The sequence below is a fragment of the Streptococcus infantis genome (assembly GCF_047463315.1).
Classification (GTDB): Bacteria; Bacillota; Bacilli; order Lactobacillales; family Streptococcaceae; genus Streptococcus; species Streptococcus infantis_AB.
The window spans coordinates 1-19,434 of record NZ_JASHEB010000008.1; the positions used below are offsets into that span (position 1 = coordinate 1).

Below are 19,434 nucleotides of genomic sequence, written 5' to 3' on the forward strand. Positions count from 1 at the left end.
GAATCAGGCGGTTAGAGGTTCGACTCCTCTAGGGTGCATTAAACATTTAACTCGGGAAGTAGCTCAGCTTGGTAGAGTACTTGGTTTGGGACCAAGGTGTCGCAGGTTCGAATCCTGTCTTCCCGATAAATATTACATGAGTTAGAACACTAGTTGTTCTTTTTTTTTATTTGTTATGAATCTTTTTTCACTGTGTCAACTGCTGTAGAATGATGAAAGAATTTCAATTTGAAAGGGCTCCATCGATCGGGTCTTCTCATTTTGATATTTTAGCAAGGGATAAAACAACTTTTTGAATTATGGACTTTATTTTTGTCGTATTATTAACTCTAGAATAGTCCTTAACTGTATTAGGAACACAAAATTTTAGTAAGAAATAAAATATATCACCGATTCAATCATAATAGGTTGAATCGGTGATTTTTATATAAGTAAAAAAAAGAATCTCGCATAAATGTTTTGTCTCAATTGTTAACTTTGGGAATTGTTCAGTCAAGGGAGGAAGCACAAAATCTCATTCGACAATCAGAATTACTAAAAAGTTATGTAGTAGATGATTTGGATAATGTCGAAACTAGTCAACAGTTTTTCAAGTCATTAGTAGAGAAGGGGGAGTAAATGTTAAAGAATATTCCTAAAATTATTAGCCCAGAGCTAGTTAAGTATCTAATGGAGATGGGACATGGAGATGAGCTAGTGATAGCTAATGCAAATTTCCCAGCTCACAGGATCGGACAACGCGTTGTTCGTTGTGATGGTCATGGAGTTCCTGTGATCTTGGATGCTATTTTGCAACTACTACCTCTCGATACATACAGTGACTATCAAGCAGGCCTTATGCACGTTGTACCAGGAGATCCAACGATTCCAGTTATTTGGGATGAATATAAAGCCTTACTTGGCAAGTATCATACAGGTGCATCTATCAAAGAGTTTGAACGTTTTGAATTTTACGATCAGGCAGAGAAAGCTTATTTAGTGATTCAAACTGGAGAAAGTGCTCTTTATGGAAATATTATCCTGAAAAAAAGCATTTTGTAAAAAAATAAGGGGGATGTGGGGCTTCCCACTCCCTTCCTTTACGATTTATTTGTTAAAAAAATCACAAATATTTGAAAATATAGGAAATATATTATATAATTAACCTAAATATAAAGCATGAAAAACGCAAGGAGGAAAAAATATGGCAACATTTTACGTTCCAGCAGTTAACCTTATTGGTAAAGGTGTGGTAAATGAAGTTGGGCCTTATGTTAAGGAGTTGGGCTATACTAAGGCTCTTTTGGTGACAGATAAGTATATCGAATCAAGTGATATCTTGCCAAAAATTTTAAAACCTTTAGATGATGAAGGGATTGCTTACGTTATCTTTAGTGATGTTGAACCTAACCCTACTTGTAAAAATGTTATGGATGGGGTCGCTGCTTTGAAGGAGCATAACTGTGACTTTATCATCTCTGTCGGTGGTGGCTCTCCACAGGATGCAGCTAGCTGTATTTCTGTAATCGCTACTAATGGCGGTAAGCCACAGGATTACGAAGGTTTGCATAAGTCTGCTCAAAAAGGCCTTCCTGTTGTAGCTATCAATACTACTGCAGGTACATCAGCAGAAATTACTATCAACTACGTTATCACTGATGAAGAACGTAAGGTTAAAATGGTAATGGTTGATAAGAACAGTCTGGCTCTTATCTCTGTTAATGACCCTGAATTGATGATTTCAAAACCTCAAGCTTTGACTGCTGCTACTGGTATGGATGCTCTTACTCACGCTGTTGAAGCTTTGGTAACACCAGGTGCTTATGATGTGACTAAGAAACTGTCTATAGGAGCTATCGAGCTGATTAAAGAATATCTTCCACGTGCAGTAGAAAACGGACATGACATCGAAGCTCGTGAAGGTATGGTTAATGCTATCTTCCTTGGAGGAATGAGCTTTAACAATGCTGGACTCGGCTATGTTCACTCAATGGCTCACCAATTGGGGGCTGTCTATAACTTGCCTCATGGTGTTTGCTGTGCTATGCTTTTGCCAGTCGTTGAGCGAGAAAATGCCAAACGTGTACCTGTAGCCTTCCGTAATGTTGCTAAGGCCTTGGGTATGCAAATCGAAGGAAAATCAGATGAAGAATGTGCTGCTTATGCTATTTCTGAAATTGAAAAACTTTCTGAGACTGTCGGTATTCCTAAGAAATTGACAGAACTTGGTATCGAAGAAAAAGACTTTGACTTTGAATACCTTTCTAAGAATGCCTTGATTGATGCTTGTGCACCAGGTAATCCATTCATGCCAACTTTGGAAGAAACCATTGCTTTCTATAAGGAATTGTTCTAAGGAGAGCTACTTTGGAATTTTTTAGGGATAGTAAATTTAAGATTCTTACATTATGAATTCCTCCCGAATATTTAAATAATGTACCAGGGAATCAAATACTATTCCTATGATTTAAAACCAATAATATTTAAGAAGAACTATCCTTGTGATAGTTCTTTTTTGGAAAATTTGATATGCTAGGATTATGAAGAAAATCAAAATCGATGTTGTGATTGTTCCTTTAAGTGGACATTTGTATCCAACTATGAATTTACTTGCACCACTATTACAAAATCCTCAGTATGAGATTCGTTTACTTACAGGTCCTCAGAAAAAGGCTGTTGCAGAGGCAGTTGGTTTTCAGGTTCTTCCCATTTTAGAAGGACACGTAAAAGAATTTGAAAAAGCTGCCAACAATAAGGAGCAGTTAGGAATTATTTCAGCCTATCGACAGTTGTCTGCTAGTCTTGATTTGATAAACCTAGTTTCGGACCAATTAATCCAAGAATGGACAAATCATCGTCCGGACATTGTCATAGTGGACTTTATCACACTATCTGGTGGACTTGTAGCTGAGCAGATGGGAATTCCGTGGATATCAACTATGGCGACCCAGTTTGCGATTGAAACGACAGATGGTCCTCCTTGTTTCTTTGGTGGGCTGGGAAGTCCCAAGAATCGTTGGCAAGTTTCAGTACAATTTTTAGGTAGAAAAGCAACTCGGTTAGTGAAACGGATTGTATCTTTTTCGTTTCGTGATCGCTTAAAAAGATATAATTTTAAATTGTATAATCAACTCGGTCATGAGACCATTTATTCTCAATATTCGATTCTTGGTATTGGTATGAAAGAATTAGAATTAAAAAAGGGATTTCCAAAACACTACAAGTGGGTTGGTCCTTCTGGTGCTTCAGTTGAGGCAGGAGAGGATTATCCTTTAGATTTGTCTCCTTTTATGGAGCGAAAGAAAGTTTTGATGACTTGTGGGACACAACTAGCTTGGGCAAAAGAAAATCTTATTTATCAAGCTACGCAACTTGCAAAAGCTCATCCTGATTGTCACTTTTTTGTAACTCGTGGTGTAGGTGGAGAGGCCTTCCAATGTGAAAATCTCATGGAGAACCTTTCCGTAGTTTCTTATCTACCTTATAAGGAGTACATTCCCCAGATGGATTACGTGATTCATCACGGGGGGGCTGGGATTTTTTATCAATGTATCATTTATGGTAAACCAGCTTTGATTCTGCCTCATGATTATGACCAATTTGATTATGCCGTTCGTGGTGTGGAAGCGGGTGTTGCCTTTACAGCTAAAAGAGATAACAGCAAGGCAATTGGACAAGCCTTTGATAGTTTATTAGCTAAAGAAGATTGGTCAGAATTAGAAATTTTACGCCAGGCTGCACAATCCTATCATCCAACAGAAATTTTGGAAAGCGAAATCCATCGTCTGTTAGCAGATAAGGAGAAAGAATGATGAAAAAAGTATTAGTTACAGGAGCGACAGGTTTCTTGGGTAAATATGTCGTAAAAGAATTAGTCGAGCATGGCTATCAGGTTCGAGCTTTTGGTAGAAACAGTAAGGTTGGTCGCTCTTTAGAGAATTCTTCGGTTAGCTATTTTCAGGGTGATTTGACCAAAGCTGATGATGTGCTAGAGGCTTGCAAGGGGATGGATCTGGTCGTTCATGCGGGAGCCCTGTCAACAGTTTGGGGTCCTTGGGAAGATTTTTATCAGGCTAATGTTTTAGGAACCAAATATGTTCTCGAGGCATGTCGCCAAACAGGTATTCAACGTATAGTCTATGTATCCTCACCAAGCGTCTATGCTGCTCCTAAGGATCAGTTGGCTATCAAAGAAAGTGATGCTCCGGAGGAAAATAATCTCAATAATTATATCCGTAGCAAATTGGCTTCGGAGAAACTCTTTAAGGATTATCCAGATGTTCCTAGTATTATCTTGAGGCCTCGGGGACTGTTTGGGATTGGAGATACTAGCATCCTGCCACGGGTGATCAATCTTAGTCAAAAAATTGGTATTCCTTTAATTGGAGATGGGCGTCAGCTCATGGACATGACTTGCGTGGAAAATGTTGCTCTGGCAATCCGTTTGGCCATAGAAGCTCCAGAAGCCAAAGGTGAGGTTTATAACATTACTAATGGTGAACCGAGGGCTTTTAGAGATTTGCTAGAGGAAAGTTTGACAGGTCTGGGTTATCCAATCAAATACAGAAAAATTCCAGCATTTCTGTTATCAGTAATTGCAACTAGTTTAGAATTTCTCTATAAGACCTTAAATCTTAAGGGGGAGCCAGCTTTGACTCGGTATACCTATTACTTGCTTCGCTATAGTCAAACGCTGGATATTAGCAAGGCCGAGAAGGAGTTGGGTTATCATCCGAAAATTAGTATTTCAGAAGGGATTGAACAATATGTCAAAGATTATCGAAAGCATTGAGTATTTCCCAGCGGGATATTGTACGAGTTATGCCGGTTTGCTTTTTAAGGGTGTCAAGAATAGAAAGATGACTTTCCCCGCAGGAGTGTTCCTTATCAAGCACAGGGATAAGGGTTATCTGCTCTATGATACTGGCTATCACTATGATATTAAGACGAAACTTCGCTATGCTTTTTACCGTTTGGGGACGCCAGTTCAAATGACGGAGAAAGATCAGATTTTGCACTTGCTGAAAGCTAAAGGGATCAAGCCAGAAGAAATTAACTATGTCTTGTTGTCTCATCTACATCCAGATCATTTGGGAGGGGCTAGCTTCTTTCCGAATGCAAACTTTATCCTGACCCAGGAAGTCTATGATGTTTACAAGAAACCAAAACTAAAAGATTTAATTTTTAAAGAATTTTTGCCGAGTGATTTCGAGGAAAGATTGACAGTCACCAAGGAAAATCAGCAAAATGCTAACTTTAAGTATCGCCCTACCATCGATCTTTTTGGAGACGGAAGTATCTTCGTTGCTTCTATTGATGGGCATGCTAAGGGCCAAGCCTGTCTCTTTATTCCAGATTATCATCTCTTTATCGCAGCAGATCTTTGTTGGGGAATTGACCTTTTACCTTACACCAAACAGATGCATCTGGTTCCTTCCTTGGTGCAAGATAGTAAGGATGACTATATCAAAGGAACAGAGCTCTTGGAAGAGGTTTTAAAGGATGGAATAGAAGTGCTAGTTAGCCATGACCCTGTAGAAAGGATTGAGCGGATCTTGTATGAAAAAAATAACCTTTCTTAAAACCTTTATCCAAACTCGTTGGCTACATAATTTTAAATCTCGAAAAGCCTTAGAAAACTATCAGAAAAAACAGCTGGCTGCCTATATGGACTTTCTCAAACGTGAGTCACCTTATTTTAAAAATGGTGTACCTAGTGACTTTGACCATATGGACAAGGCTTTTATGATGAGTCATTTCAATGAGCTCAACACCCAAGGTGTAGATCGAGACGAGGCCTTGGCTTTGGCTATTGAAAGTGAAAAGACCAGGAATTTTACAGAGCTTAAGGGAGAAATAGCTGTTGGGTTGTCTTCTGGAACATCTGGACACCGGGGACTTTTTATCACAACTGAAAAAGAGAGAAGTATGTGGGCAGCAGCTATCTTGGCAAAGATGTTGCCCAAGGGCCAACTTTTTGGGCACAGCATAGCCTTTTTCCTCAGAGCAGATAATGAACTCTATCAGACCATCAATACGGCACTTATTCGTTTAGAGTACTTTGATATTTTCAAGAATACAGATGAGCATATCGAGCGTCTCAACAATTATCAACCGACCATTGTGGTGGCGCCTGCTTCTATGTTGATTGAATTGAGCAAGCGTTTAAAAGATGGGGAGTTAGTCATTCACCCACAAAAAATCGTTTCGGTGGCTGAAATCTTGGAAGATAGTGATAAAGAGCGAATTTTGAGCGCTTTTGAGTTGCCGATTATTGACCAAGTCTACCAGGCAACCGAAGGTTTCCTAGCTTGTACTTGCTCTGCTGGGAATCTTCATCTCAATGAAGACATCATTTTTGTGGGAAAACACTACTTAGATGACCGACGTTTTTATCCAGTCATTACTGATTTTAAGCGGAGCAGTCAGCCTGTTTATCGCTACCAGCTCAACGATATCTTGGTTGAGAACCCTGAACCTTGTCCATGTGGATCTCATTACACAAGGATTGACAAGGTCGAAGGGCGTTCTGATGACATCTTCTATTTTGATGGACAAGATGGAGGTCAGGTAACGATTTATCCTGACTTTATCAGACGTTGCATTCTCTTTGTGGAGAATGTTGGAGATTACCAAGTCAAACAACATTCTGAGAAGCTAGTGGAAGTTTTTTTGAGTCGAAGAGATGAGCAAGTAGAAACAGCAATCACAGAGCAGTTTCGACTTTTGGCGCAACAAAAAGAGTTTAAAGAACCTGAAATACAATTTTCAGATTATCACTGGGATACAAGTCGTAAGCTCAAACGTATCCAACGTTTATGAAAGGACAAAAAATTATGACAGAAGTAAAAAGACATGTAGAAATTGCAGGTTATGGAGTCTGCCTTCCAAAAAATACGGTTCAATTTAAAGACCAGACCCGTCATCGTGTGGTTGAAAATGAAGAAACGCAACTAGATTTGGCAGAAGCAGCTATCCAAGCTGCACTTAAAAATGCAAATTTGAGTATGAAAGACATTGATTGCCTGGTATCAGCTAGTGCGGTTGGTGTTCAGCCGATTCCTTGTACGGCAGCTTTGATACATGAACGTGTGGCAAAAGGGCTCTCTATCCCAGCTATGGATATCAATACGACTTGTACAAGTTTTATTTCAGCTCTTTCGACTATGTCGTACTTGATTGAAGCTGGAGAATACCGTCGTGTTTTGATTGTATCTAGTGAAGTTGGTAGCTTGGGTCTCAATCCAAAGCAAAAAGAAAGTTATGAACTCTTTAGTGATGGAGCGGCTGCCTTTATTTTCCAATCAAGTGATAAGGATAAGGGAGTTATCGCTAGTCTTCAACGTACTTGGTCAGAGGGGGCTCACGATACAGAGATTCGTGGAGGTTTGACTTCTTATCAGCCAAAAGAGTACTCTGAAGAGACCAAGACCAATTTTATGTTTGATATGAAAGGCAAGAAAATCCTCTTGCTTTCTGCTCGTGTCATCCCAGAAATGTTCCAAGAATTCCAAGAGAAATCTGGCATTTCTAAAGATGCTGTAGACTATATTATTCCCCACCAAGCCAGTCGCGCTCTTCCTTTGGTCATGGGAAAACTGGGTGTAGATGAAGACAAGTACCTTAACCTTGTTACGGATTATGGAAATATGGTCTCCGTTGCTGTACCTTTTGGTTTGGCTTATGCACTCGATCATGGCTATGTAAAAGAAGGAGATACCATCTTCTTGATGGGAACTGCAGCTGGTATGACGGTTAATATGTTGGCTTTGAAATTGTAAAATAAGAGCAGGCACCTATAAGTGGCCTGCTTTTTAAATTAATTTTAAACGTAGAACTATCGGCCTATACAGAAAAAGCTTGATAAGTTTTATGAAACTAAGTATACTAGAAGGTAACAAGCGTTTTCAGACGTTGAATTAGGGAGTAGACTTAGAAATTGAGAGGGAGATATGGGAATCAGAAAATTTCGATTATTGATGTCCAAGTATGGCTTTAGTATTGCGATTATTCTAATAGAATTAGTTCTTGTTTTCGGAATTATTCTTTACATGAGCCAGATTGCACCGATTATTTGGGTGACTCTTGTATTTTTGATCAGCGTAGCAACCGTTATAGCGATTGTTAATCGTTCGATGACGCCTGAAAGCAAAGTGACTTGGTTGATTGTGACCTTTGTGCCGGTGTTTGGTCCATTACTTTATATCATGTTTGGTGAGCGCCGACTATCAAAAAAAGAACTGAAACAACTCCAGGAATTGAATTCTATTGCATTTCATGAGAATAATGGGCGCCAACTCCATCTGCAGCTACAGGAGACAGATAAATCAGCTTACGGAATTATCAATGCCTTGCTACATATGGATAATAATGCAGAAGTCTATGACCAGACAGATTCACAATTTTTCGCAAGTGGTGAGGAAATGTGGCAACAGATGCTGGAGGATCTAAAAAGAGCTGAAAAGTTTATTTTTCTTGAATACTATATTGTCGAAGAGGGCTTGATGTGGGATAGCATGCTCGAAATTCTAGAAGAAAAAGCTGCTCAGGGAGTTGAAGTCAAGATGCTCTATGACGATATTGGTTGTATGGTGACTTTGCCTGGAGATTATACCGTTCATTTGCGGTCTAAAGGGATTAATGCTCATAAGTTTAATAAGGTGATTCCTCGTATGACAGTAGCCTATAACAACCGTGACCACCGTAAAATCTTGGTTATTGATGGGCAGATTTCCTACACTGGTGGGATCAACCTTGCAGACGAATATATCAATCATATTGAACGTTTTGGACACTGGAAAGATAGTGGAATTCGGATAGATGGTCCGGCGACTCAAGCCTTTACAAGACTATTTCTCATGAACTGGTACATCAACCGTGGGGAAATCAGTGACTTTGATCAGTATCATTTGGAAAATCAGACACGGTCTGGTAGTGGTCTTTGTATCCCATACGGTAGTGGACCGAAACCAATCTACCAGATGAAGGTGGGTAAAATTGTCTATCAAAATCTGATTAATCAAGCAGAGGATTTTGTTTATATTACAACGCCTTATCTCATTATCGATTATGATTTAACAGAGGATATAAAGAATGCAGCTATGCGAGGTGTAGATGTGAGAATAGTCACACCCCACATACCAGATAAGAAGCTTATTCAACTTGTAACACGGGGAGCTTATCCAGATCTTTTATCTGCGGGTGTTCGCATTTTTGAATACACACCTGGTTTTATCCATAGTAAGCAAATGATTGTTGATGATCGATTCGCGGCTGTCGGTACTATTAACTTGGATTATCGTAGCTTGGTTCACCACTATGAAAATGCAGTACTACTCTACAAAACAGAGTCAATAGCGGATATTCGCAAAGATTTTGAAGGAATTTTTGAAAAATCTCAAGAGATCTTCTCGGATACCATAAATCCTACATGGTATCAAATGATGATTAAAGAAGTAACACAGTTATTTGCACCTATGCTTTAATTGAAAGAATTAACTGAGAATAGATGATTAGAGGAGAGGTTGGGACAAAAGTCCTAGCCTCTCAATTTTTTTTGGATTGTCGAGCAAGACGCAGTGGTTGAGTGGGCTTTACTACGCTGATTTCATCAGCTTTTACAGCCCTACTCAACTGTGCGGAGGTGGGACGACGAAATCGAATTCTAACGAATTACCGATTTCTGTCCCACTCTCTTTTCTGTAAGCAGTTTCCTTGACATCTTATTTATTTTTCGTTATCATATGTCCATATAATATATGGGAGTCTGTGTACAGTCTGAGAGGAAGTGTTAAACTTCGACCGCACCTGATCTGGGTAATGCCAGCGTAGGGAACGATACTTGGCCTAATTTTGCACCTTTTTCATATATGGAAGAGGTTTTTCTTTTTTTACAAAGAAAAACTGTAACTTAGAAGGAGGTTTTAATGAAAGCAAGCATTGCTTTACAAGTCCTGCCCCTATCACAGGGGATTGACCGCATAGCTGTAATTGATAAGGTCATTGACTATCTGCAAGCTCAAGAAGTGACCATGGTGGTGACACCATTTGAAACAGTCTTAGAGGGGGAGTTTGATGAGCTTATGCGCATTCTCAAAGAAGCGCTAGAAGTGGCAGGTCAGGGAGCAGACAATGTTTTTGCCAATGTGAAAATAAATATAGGAGAGATTTTAAGCATTGATGAGAAACTTGAAAAGTATAATGAGACGGCATATTAGTCTGCTAGGATTTTTTGGTGTCTTATCCGCTTGGCAGGTGGCGGGACTCTTAAAACTCTTACCAAAGTTTATCCTGCCGACACCACTTGAGATTCTCCAGTCTTTTGTTCGTGACAGAGAATTTCTCTGGTACCATAGCTGGGCAACCTTGAGAGTAGCTTTGCTAGGTTTGGTCTTGGGTGTCTTGATAGCCTGTATTATGGCCGTCCTTATGGATAGTTTGGGATGGCTCAATGACCTGATTTACCCCATGATGGTGGTTGTCCAGACTATACCGACAATTGCCATAGCCCCTATCCTAGTTTTATGGTTGGGTTATGGAATCTTGCCCAAGATTGTTTTGATTATCTTGACGACTACCTTTCCTATCATCGTTAGTATTTTAGATGGTTTTAGGCATTGTGACAAGGATATGCTGACCTTGTTTAGTCTGATGCGAGCCAATCCTTGGCAAATCCTGTGGCATTTTAAAATCCCGGTCAGCCTGCCTTACTTTTATGCAGGACTTAGGGTCAGTGTCTCCTACGCCTTTATCACAACAGTGGTATCTGAGTGGTTGGGAGGCTTTGAAGGACTTGGTGTCTACATGATTCAGTCCAAAAAACTATTTCAGTATGATACCATGTTTGCAATTATTATTCTGGTATCACTGATCAGTCTTCTGGGTATGAAGCTAGTCGATATCAGTGAAAAATATGTGATTAAATGGAAACGTACTTAAAATAGAGCGTTTTAGAAAAAGAAAAGAGGAAATAAAAATGAAGAAAACATGGAAAGTGTTTTTAACGATTGTAACAGCTCTTCTAGCTGTCGTGCTTGTGGCTTGTGGCCAAGGAACAGCTTCTAAGGATAACAAAGAAGCAGAACTCAAAAAAATTGACTTTATCCTAGACTGGACACCCAATACCAACCACACAGGGCTTTATGTAGCTAAAGAAAAAGGTTATTTCAAAGAATCTGGAGTGGATGTTGATTTGAAATTGCCACCAGAAGAAAGTTCATCTGACTTGGTTATCAATGGTAAGGCGCCATTTGCTATCTATTTCCAAGATTACATGGCTAAGAAATTGGAAAAAGGAGCAGGTATTACTGCCGTTGCAGCGATTGTAGAACACAATACATCAGGGATTATCTCTCGTAAGTCTGACAATATCAATAGTCCTAAAGATTTGGTAGGTAAGAAATACGGAACTTGGAATGACCCAACTGAGCTTGCGATGTTGAAAACCTTGGTAGAATCTCAAGGTGGAGACTTTGAGAAGGTTGAAAAAGTACCAAACAACGACTCAAACTCGATCACTCCGATTGCCAATGGCGTTTTTGATGCTGCCTGGATTTACTACGGTTGGGATGGACTCCTTGCCAAATCTCAAGGAGTGGATGCCAACTTCATGTATTTGAAAGACTATGTCAAAGAGTTTGACTACTACTCACCAGTTATCATCGCAAACAATGACTATCTGAAAGACAACAAAGAAGAAGCTCGTAAAGTCATCCAAGCTATCAAAAAAGGCTACCAATACGCGATGGATCACCCAGAAGAAGCGGCTGATATCCTCATCAAAAATGCCCCAGAGTTAAAGGATAAACGTGACTTTGTCATTGAATCTCAAAAATACTTGTCAAAAGAATACGCAAGCGACAAGGAAAAATGGGGACAGTTTGATGCTGACCGCTGGAATGCCTTCTACAAATGGGATAAAGAAAATGGAATCCTCAAGGAAGACTTGACTGATAAAGGATTCACGAACGAATTTGTAAAATAATGACAGAAATTAGACTAGAACACGTAAGCTATGCCTACGACAATGAAAAGATTTTAGAGGATATTAATCTACAGGTAACTTCAGGTGAAGTGGTCTCTATCCTAGGGCCCAGTGGTGTAGGAAAGACTACTCTCTTTAACCTGATTGCAGGTATTTTAGAAGTCCAGTCTGGACGAATCATTCTTGATGGTGAGGAAAATCCCAAGGGGCGCGTGAGTTATATGCTCCAAAAGGATTTGCTCTTGGAACACAAGACTGTCCTTGGCAATATCATTTTGCCCCTCTTGATCCAAAAGGTGGACAAGGCAGAAGCCATTGCCCGCGCAGACGAAACCCTTGCTACCTTTCAGTTGACGGCTGTAAGGGATAAGTACCCTCATGAACTCAGTGGTGGGATGCGCCAGCGTGTTGCTTTACTCCGTACCTACCTTTTCGGGCACAAGCCCTTTCTTTTAGACGAGGCCTTTAGCGCTTTGGATGAGATGACTAAGATGGAACTTCATGCCTGGTATCTTGATATTCATAAACAGCTAGGCCTGACGACGCTCATCATCACGCATAGTATAGAGGAGGCCCTCAATCTCAGTGATCGCATCTATATCTTGAAAAATCGCCCTGGGCAGATTGTTTCTGAAATCAAACTCGACTGGTCTGAAGGCGAAGACAAGGAAGTTCAAAAAATTGCCTATAAACGCCAAATCTTAGCGGAGTTGGGCTTAAATAATTAGAAATGAAGAGAGTTGGTGAAGTCTATTCTTTACTGCTCTCTTTTGTCTATAAATGGAAATTCTGATAGAGAAAAGTGATATAATTGACGTATGGTGATGTGATGAAAAAAGATGAAAGTGATAAAATTGAAGCAAGGAAGGATATAAATAATAATTCTCAAATGAGCGAAGTTAGAAAGCTAGCTCTACAGAACGGAATTTATTCAAATCCTATCAAAAAAAGCCGTAAAAAAATGACTGAGAAACAAATAATCGAAGCTGTTAGTGGTGGAAATATGATGCAAAGAGTTATCTCATTGATGTGAACTAATTGAAAAATAACCCTGAATTTCACAAGATATTGAGTTTTATCAATACAGCAGATTCTAAACAAATGAAGGGAGCTGAGGGGCATGAAAGATGATTTTGAAGAAGTAAGTTGGTCCGAGTATTGCTATAAAGAAAATGATGGTGATATAATTTGGTGGGTTGATACAGCCTGGTTCGCTAGAGGGTTGATGTTAATTACATTTGATAAAAAGAAGTTCTATAATCTTTTTAAAGATTATCCTCACAATATGACTGAAGAAGAAGTTAGAATTTTTGATAGCGAAAATCCTTTCTGGAGAGATTTTTTCTCGGATAGAATATGAACTATAGTAGGTAAAACTGTGAAAAATTCACACTTCAAAAAAACTTCGGTACATCATTAATGATACCGAAGTTTTTTCTAGACTTTACGAAATATTTCTTAGATTTGATGATAAATAACATACTTTCAAAGGATTTGAAAGCTAAGTGTAACTTTGTTATTATAACCTAATTGTAGGATAGAAAATGAAATGGGAATTGCTTGTTACCTATAGCTATTTTTAAAACTCAGTATTTTCAAGGCTTGAGCCCTAAAAATTTGACTTATAGAGTCTTAAATGATAGTATAGTCAAAGATAGTCAAAGTTTAAAAAGGAGGTAGCAAGCTATGAAATTTAAAAATACATCGGATCATATTGAAGCCTATATCAAGGCGATTTTAGAACAATCTGGTATCGTCGAATTGCAACGTAGCCAGCTAGCGGATACCTTTCAAGTCGTACCTAGCCAGATTAATTATGTGATTAAAACTCGTTTTACAGAGAGTAGAGGATATCTAGTTGAGAGTAAGCGTGGTGGTGGGGGCTATATTCGTATAGGTCGAATTGAATTCTCAAACCATCATGATATGCTCCGTGATTTGTTGTATTCAGTGGGTGATGAGGTAAACCAAGTCATCTTTGAAGATGTTTTAAAACTTTTACTTGAACAGGAACTCTTGACTCGTCAGGAGATGAATCTGTTAGTTGCAACGGCCTCAGATCGTGTTTTGGGTGAGGAAGCTGATTATATTCGTGCCAATATGCTTCGTCAGTTATTGCATGAAGTAGATAGAAAAGGAAAATAAAATTTAATGGAATATTCAAAAGCATTGAGAGAATGTATCGACAGTGCCTTTCTAGTGGCGAGTCGTTTTGGAGCAGACTACCTGGAGTCTTGGCACCTACTGATTGCTATGGCTAATCATAGCTACAGTGTTGCTGGAGCAACTTTGAATGAGTTTCCGTATGAGATTGATCGTTTAGAGGAGGTAGCTATTGAATTAACAGAGGCCAACTATAGCCACAAGGAAGATTATCAGGAACTCCCTTTTTCTTATCGTTTAAACGTCTTGATGTTGGAGGCGGAACATGTTGCCTCCGTTGTACATGCAAAAGCATTGGGAACTGAGCACCTTCTCTACGCAATCTTGCATGACGGTAATGCTTTAGCTACTCGCATTTTGGAAAAAGCTGGCTTTTCTTATGAAGACCAGAAGGACCAAGTCAAAATTGCTGGACTTCGTCGTAGCCTTGAAGCGCGTGCTGGTTGGACAAAGGAAGATTTGAAGGCTCTACGTCAGCGCCATCGCTCAGTAGCAGATAAGCAAAACTCCATGGCCAATATGATGGGCATGCCTCAAACTCCAAGTGGTGGTTTGGAAGATTACACTCATGACCTCACAGAGCAAGCTCGTTCTGGCAAGTTGGAACCAGTTATTGGTCGTGACCAAGAAATCTCACGTATGATTCAAATCTTGAGTCGTAAGACCAAAAATAATCCAGTTCTAGTTGGAGATGCGGGTGTCGGTAAAACAGCACTGGCACTTGGCCTTGCACAGCGAATTGCTAATGGAGATGTACCAGCTGAAATGGCTAAGATGCGTGTTCTAGAGCTTGACTTGATGAATGTGGTTGCAGGGACTCGATTCCGTGGTGACTTTGAAGAACGTATGAACAATATCATCAAAGATATCGAGGAAGATGGTAAGGTTATCCTCTTTATCGATGAGCTTCATACTATTATGGGGTCAGGAAGTGGGATTGACTCGACCTTGGATGCGGCTAATATCTTGAAACCTGCCTTGGCACGTGGAACACTGAGAACCGTTGGAGCAACTACTCAGGAAGAGTATCAAAAACACATCGAAAAAGACGCAGCCCTTTCTCGTCGCTTTGCTAAAGTGATGATTGAGGAACCCAGTGTGGCTGATAGTATGGCTATCTTGCGTGGCTTGAAAGCAACCTATGAGAAACACCACCATGTTCAAATTACAGATGATGCAGTCGAAACAGCTGTCAAAATGGCACATCGCTATTTGACTAGTCGTCACTTGCCAGACTCAGCGATTGATCTTTTGGATGAAGCGGCAGCAACTGTCCAAAATAAATCAAAGCACGCTAAAAAAGATGAGTCAGGCTTAACAGCTGCAGATAGGGCTTTGATGGATGGCAAATGGAAACAAGCGGCTCAGCTCATTTCAAAAGAACAGAAAGTTCCAGTCTATAAAGATCTAGTAAAAGAGTCTGATATTTTGACAACCTTGAGTCGCTTGTCAGGCATTCCAGTTCAAAAATTGACACAAACGGATGCCAAGAAGTATCTCAATCTTGAAGCTGAACTGCATAAACGTGTTATCGGGCAGGAACAAGCGGTATCAAGCATCAGTCGTGCCATTCGCCGAAATCAATCGGGTATTCGCAATAACAAACGTCCAATTGGATCCTTTATGTTCCTAGGACCGACAGGTGTTGGTAAAACTGAATTGGCCAAAGCCTTGGCAGAAGTTCTCTTTGATGACGAGTCAGCTCTCATTCGTTTTGACATGAGTGAATACATGGAGAAATTCGCAGCCAGTCGTCTTAACGGAGCACCTCCAGGTTATGTAGGCTATGAAGAAGGCGGAGAGTTGACCGAGAAGGTTCGTAACAAACCATACTCAGTCTTGCTTTTTGATGAGGTAGAAAAGGCACACCCAGATATCTTTAATGTGCTCTTGCAGGTCTTAGATGATGGTGTCTTGACAGATAGTAAAGGTCGCAAGGTTGATTTTTCAAATACCATCATTATCATGACGTCAAACCTTGGTGCGACAGCTCTTCGTGATGACAAGACAGTCGGTTTTGGAGCTAAAGATATTCGTTTTGATCAGGAAAATATGGAAAAACGGATGTTTGAAGAGTTGAAAAAGACTTATCGTCCAGAGTTCATCAACCGTATTGATGAAAAAGTGGTCTTCCATAGCTTGTCAAGTCAAGATATGCAGGAAGTGGTTAAAATTATGGTCAAACCATTGATTGCTAGTCTTGCAGAAAAAGAAATTAACTTGAAACTCCAAGCATCTGCCCTTAAGCTTCTAGCTCAGAAGGGATATGATCCAGAGATGGGAGCTCGCCCACTGCGCAGAACTCTGCAAACAGAAGTAGAAGACAAACTAGCAGAGCTTCTTCTTACAGGTGAACTGAAAGAAGGTAAGACACTTAAAATTGGTGTCAAAGCAGGTCAATTGAAATTTGACATTGTATAAAAACAAGAACTAGGATACTCCAGTTACGGTAGAGAGAAACCCTTCATTGCCATCAATTGCAGAAAGGAAGTAGAAGATGATGAATCAGATAATTCCAACCGGGATGACAGAAAAAGAGTACTTTGAAGTTCATGCAAGTCAGGAGGAGTTTCTTGAGTGGTATCACCAGCAAGCACTCCCCCAGTATGAAAAGCCAAGTGTGACTGTGGATATGGTAGCCTATTGCTTTGTAGAAGGGAAGATGAAGCTCTTTCTGATTCGTCGGAAGGCACATCCTTTTCAAAATTGTTTAGCGCTAGTTGGTGGATTTATGGATAAAGGGGAAGATGCTGCCCATGCTTGTCAACGTGAGGTAAAAGAAGAAATCAATCTTGAGCTTCCACTGGAAAAAATTGAGCAGCTTGTGACAGTATCGACTCCTGGCCGTGATCCCAGAGGGTGGACAGTTACTATTGCCCACTTGGTTTACTTACCTGGTCGAGCGTATGACTTGGCTAAAGCAGGAGATGATGCCAAGGAAGTCCTTCTTGTAGATGTTGATTTTCATACAGGTAAGTGTTATTTGGATGGCAAAGAACTGGAAGAGAAGGACTTTGCATTTGACCACTTATCCATTATTCAAGCATCCATCAAGAAGATTCAAGAAGCTATCGACTATAACCCTCGTTTCCTTTATTTACTTGAGGATGAATTCACAGTGGATGATGGTTTAGCCCTCGTTGAGATTCTATGCCCAGGAAAATTATGTACGAGTGATAGTTTCTTATCGAAATATGGTCATAACATAGAGGAAGTTGGTTTTAAACGGATTCCTCAAAAGGAAGTTATCACTATTTATCGATTAAAATAAAAAGTGAGGTCGGGATTTTCTCGACCTCTTTTTGTTTAAGGATGTTTATCTTTATTAGAATTGCTCATGATTCGAATGAATAAATCTTTGTATTTATATTTTAAATAGTGTTCATGTAAGTACATTAGAGCCACGTAGACAATCATGAAAATGGCAGTTAGGTAGAACAAATCAAATGTTGTTTGAGCGTAATGAGTAGCACCCCCATAAGAAACGAAAGCAGCTAAAATCAACCAAGGAAGATACTTGTAATATTTCTTTGACATAAACCTACACCTCCAATATACTATTTCAATTTTATTATAGCCCTTCAAGAAAAAAATGCAAGCGATTACACTTATAAGATATAGTATTTTTAGTAGGAAAAATTTCCTGTTTTTTAAATTTTTAACGAATAATAGAGATAGGAGGATAAAAAGTATCAATAAATTTGCTAAAAAATACAGATAAAAACCTGTTCTAAATAGTTGACAGATTCAAAAGTAAATATTACAATATTGTTACAAAAATATTTCTAAACATTTCAAAAATATTACATAAGGAGTGTAAAATGAAAAATAAAACTTCTATCAAATTAATGGCCGCAACTGTACTAGCTTCAACTTTGCTTTTAGGAGCATGCGGAAATAAGAAAGAGAACACTGCAAGTGATAATTCTAGTAAGACAACACAAGCATCTTCTAGTTCTAAGGCAAACTCTTCCAACAAAGAAAGTAAAACTCAAGCTTCAACAAGTACTACGACTTCAGAAAAAGCAAAAGCTTCCTCTGAACAAGCATCAAGTCCAACAACTCAAGGACAAGAGGCAAATCGAGCAGCGCAAACTCCACAAGCTCCACAGCAACAGACTTCACAAAGTCAATCCAATCCAGCAAGTCAGTCAACTTATGATCCAGCAACTGATCGTAAACTTCAAGATAAGCAAGCAGAACATAACAAACGTTATAAAGGTGTCTTGACTATGGTGGACAAAGACTTTTCGGCTGCAGCTGGGAATTGGAAGGGTGCTAATGGCGAAACGATCACTGTCTCATCAAATGGCCAGTTTACAGTAGAATCTGCTGAGGGTAAGAAAGAAAACTACTCTATTCAAAGCTATTCTTATACCCTTGATGATGGAAAATACAATGCTGAAGTAGGTGGTGGAAAAATCATCCAAATTACAACAGGAGCAGATGGTACAGTTTCTAGTGTTGTGTTGATTCAACCATAGGAAACTACCTCAAGTATAGTCTAGACTTAGATTTACAAAAGAGTAGTCCAACTGTTTTTCACTTAATTTCTCCAATAGAAGTGGTATAATAAATGCATCGAAAGGGAATGAGTGATAAAGCAATGGCGGATAAATTAATTTTACCTCAAAATACACGACTCATGGGAGTGTTTCTTGGCTTTATAGGTGGTTCTTTGGATGTGTTCTGTCACATTCAGTACCATAGTTTGGTGGCAACACAAACAGGGAATATCCTCCTACTGATATCAGATTGGCACGACTCACATGTTATCAATACCATGTTGCGATTCTGCTCCATTATTTTCTTTTCTCTAGGATTTCTGTTTGCATTACACATGAAAGAATATCGCAAAACAGCCTATTGGCGGGTTAAGATGCTACTTCCCTTATTTATTGGAACTCTTCTTTTGCCCTTCTTTTCTCGATTTCCTTTGCTAGAAGTACCTTTTATTGCTTTTGGAACAGGCATGATGATGCTAACATTTACGGGGAGTTTGATTGAAGATCATCCCTATGTCATTTTTATGACCTCTGGAAATTACCGAAAGATGTTGACTGCTTTGTATTGCATCGTTAGAGGAGAAGGAGATATTCAAGAATATCGTCGTCAAGCCTTAAACTATGGGATTGTTGTAGGGAGTTTTGTAGTGGGGGCCATTAGCTTGGCTGTATCGATGCATTTTTTTCATGAATGGTCTATTTGGATTGTCAGCTTCAATTTATTTTTGATTATGTCCTACTATATAGCTAGAGTGAAGCAACTAGATTTGCAAGATGAAAATATATAAAAAGGCAAGGCTCTTT

The 19,434-nt window shown here is 39.4% G+C and carries 20 protein-coding genes, 1 tRNA gene and 1 riboswitch; of the genes, 20 read left to right on the forward strand and 1 reads right to left on the reverse strand.

The window, feature by feature from the left end; all coding sequences use genetic code 11:
• Positions 1 to 52: 52 nt before the first annotated feature.
• The 18 genes from QM857_RS08455 (at position 53) to QM857_RS08540 (ending at position 17,396) form a co-directional block, all read left to right on the forward strand.
• Positions 53 to 126, forward strand: a tRNA-Pro gene (locus tag QM857_RS08455).
• A gap of 492 nt (positions 127 to 618) precedes the next feature.
• Positions 619 to 1,041: an RbsD/FucU family protein gene (locus tag QM857_RS08460; protein ID WP_414275672.1), complete on the forward strand. Its 423-nt coding sequence runs from the start codon at positions 619 to 621 to the stop codon at positions 1,039 to 1,041.
• A 142-nt stretch (positions 1,042 to 1,183) separates the two neighbouring features.
• Positions 1,184 to 2,335: an iron-containing alcohol dehydrogenase gene (locus tag QM857_RS08465; protein WP_075230326.1), complete on the forward strand. Its 1,152-nt coding sequence runs from the start codon at positions 1,184 to 1,186 to the stop codon at positions 2,333 to 2,335.
• Between the two features lie 184 nt (positions 2,336 to 2,519).
• Positions 2,520 to 3,791 (forward strand): glycosyltransferase, encoded by a 1,272-nt coding sequence (locus QM857_RS08470; RefSeq protein ID WP_414275673.1) that lies wholly within the window; start codon positions 2,520 to 2,522, stop codon positions 3,789 to 3,791.
• On the forward strand, positions 3,791 to 4,771 hold the full coding sequence (locus QM857_RS08475) for an NAD-dependent epimerase/dehydratase family protein (protein WP_414275701.1): 981 nt from the start codon (positions 3,791 to 3,793) through the stop codon (positions 4,769 to 4,771). Before QM857_RS08470 ends, QM857_RS08475 begins: the two co-directional genes overlap by 1 nt.
• Entirely contained in the window at positions 4,746 to 5,561 is an 816-nt protein-coding gene (locus QM857_RS08480) for an MBL fold metallo-hydrolase (protein ID WP_414275674.1), read from the forward strand. The genes QM857_RS08475 and QM857_RS08480 overlap by 26 nt, the downstream gene beginning before the upstream one ends.
• Positions 5,539 to 6,801, forward strand: a complete 1,263-nt coding sequence (locus QM857_RS08485) for a F390 synthetase-related protein (RefSeq protein ID WP_414275675.1) — start codon at positions 5,539 to 5,541, stop codon at positions 6,799 to 6,801. The genes QM857_RS08480 and QM857_RS08485 overlap by 23 nt, the downstream gene beginning before the upstream one ends.
• 14 nt (positions 6,802 to 6,815) lie before the next feature.
• On the forward strand, positions 6,816 to 7,760 hold the full coding sequence (locus QM857_RS08490; RefSeq protein WP_414275676.1) for a 3-oxoacyl-[acyl-carrier-protein] synthase III C-terminal domain-containing protein: 945 nt from the start codon (positions 6,816 to 6,818) through the stop codon (positions 7,758 to 7,760).
• A 171-nt stretch (positions 7,761 to 7,931) separates the two neighbouring features.
• Positions 7,932 to 9,464 carry a cardiolipin synthase gene (cls, locus tag QM857_RS08495; RefSeq protein WP_414275677.1) on the forward strand — a complete coding sequence of 511 codons (1,533 nt, stop codon included), beginning with the start codon at positions 7,932 to 7,934 and terminating at the stop codon, positions 9,462 to 9,464.
• A 263-nt stretch (positions 9,465 to 9,727) separates the two neighbouring features.
• Positions 9,728 to 9,830, forward strand: a riboswitch (TPP riboswitch).
• 75 nt (positions 9,831 to 9,905) lie between these two features.
• Positions 9,906 to 10,196 (forward strand): MTH1187 family thiamine-binding protein, encoded by a 291-nt coding sequence (locus tag QM857_RS08500; RefSeq protein WP_414275678.1) that lies wholly within the window; start codon positions 9,906 to 9,908, stop codon positions 10,194 to 10,196.
• Positions 10,159 to 10,917, forward strand: coding sequence for an ABC transporter permease (locus tag QM857_RS08505; protein ID WP_414275679.1), 759 nt, complete (start codon positions 10,159 to 10,161; stop codon positions 10,915 to 10,917). The genes QM857_RS08500 and QM857_RS08505 overlap by 38 nt, the downstream gene beginning before the upstream one ends.
• Before the next feature lie 37 nt (positions 10,918 to 10,954).
• A complete protein-coding gene (locus QM857_RS08510) occupies positions 10,955 to 11,962 on the forward strand; it encodes an ABC transporter substrate-binding protein (RefSeq protein ID WP_414275680.1) in 1,008 nt (335 codons plus the stop codon).
• Entirely contained in the window at positions 11,962 to 12,690 is a 729-nt protein-coding gene (locus QM857_RS08515) for an ABC transporter ATP-binding protein (protein ID WP_414275681.1), read from the forward strand. Before QM857_RS08510 ends, QM857_RS08515 begins: the two co-directional genes overlap by 1 nt.
• 101 nt (positions 12,691 to 12,791) lie before the next feature.
• Complete coding sequence (locus QM857_RS08520) at positions 12,792 to 12,995, forward strand: hypothetical protein (protein WP_414271950.1); 204 nt, start codon at positions 12,792 to 12,794, stop codon at positions 12,993 to 12,995.
• Positions 12,996 to 13,082: 87 nt separating this feature from the next.
• Positions 13,083 to 13,322, forward strand: a complete 240-nt coding sequence (locus tag QM857_RS08525; protein ID WP_414275682.1) for a hypothetical protein — start codon at positions 13,083 to 13,085, stop codon at positions 13,320 to 13,322.
• A gap of 326 nt (positions 13,323 to 13,648) precedes the next feature.
• On the forward strand, positions 13,649 to 14,107 hold the full coding sequence (locus QM857_RS08530; RefSeq protein WP_414275683.1) for a CtsR family transcriptional regulator: 459 nt from the start codon (positions 13,649 to 13,651) through the stop codon (positions 14,105 to 14,107).
• Positions 14,108 to 14,113: 6 nt separating this feature from the next.
• Positions 14,114 to 16,546 carry an ATP-dependent Clp protease ATP-binding subunit gene (locus QM857_RS08535; RefSeq protein WP_414275684.1) on the forward strand — a complete coding sequence of 811 codons (2,433 nt, stop codon included), beginning with the start codon at positions 14,114 to 14,116 and terminating at the stop codon, positions 16,544 to 16,546.
• Between the two features lie 76 nt (positions 16,547 to 16,622).
• Positions 16,623 to 17,396 carry an NUDIX domain-containing protein gene (locus QM857_RS08540; protein WP_414275685.1) on the forward strand — a complete coding sequence of 258 codons (774 nt, stop codon included), beginning with the start codon at positions 16,623 to 16,625 and terminating at the stop codon, positions 17,394 to 17,396.
• A gap of 35 nt (positions 17,397 to 17,431) precedes the next feature.
• Here QM857_RS08540 and QM857_RS08545 read toward each other — a convergent pair whose 3' ends face one another.
• A complete protein-coding gene (locus tag QM857_RS08545; RefSeq protein WP_414275686.1) occupies positions 17,432 to 17,662 on the reverse strand; it encodes a hypothetical protein in 231 nt (76 codons plus the stop codon).
• 284 nt (positions 17,663 to 17,946) lie between these two features.
• Here QM857_RS08545 and QM857_RS08550 point away from each other — a divergent pair, with 284 nt between their 5' ends.
• Both QM857_RS08550 and QM857_RS08555 read left to right on the forward strand, forming a co-directional pair.
• The gene (locus QM857_RS08550; RefSeq protein ID WP_414275687.1) at positions 17,947 to 18,609 is read left to right on the forward strand and encodes a hypothetical protein; all 663 of its coding nucleotides are present in this window, start codon (positions 17,947 to 17,949) and stop codon (positions 18,607 to 18,609) included.
• Positions 18,610 to 18,731: 122 nt separating this feature from the next.
• Positions 18,732 to 19,418 carry a DUF1275 family protein gene (locus tag QM857_RS08555; protein ID WP_303407639.1) on the forward strand — a complete coding sequence of 229 codons (687 nt, stop codon included), beginning with the start codon at positions 18,732 to 18,734 and terminating at the stop codon, positions 19,416 to 19,418.
• The last annotated feature ends 16 nt before the right edge of the window (positions 19,419 to 19,434 follow it).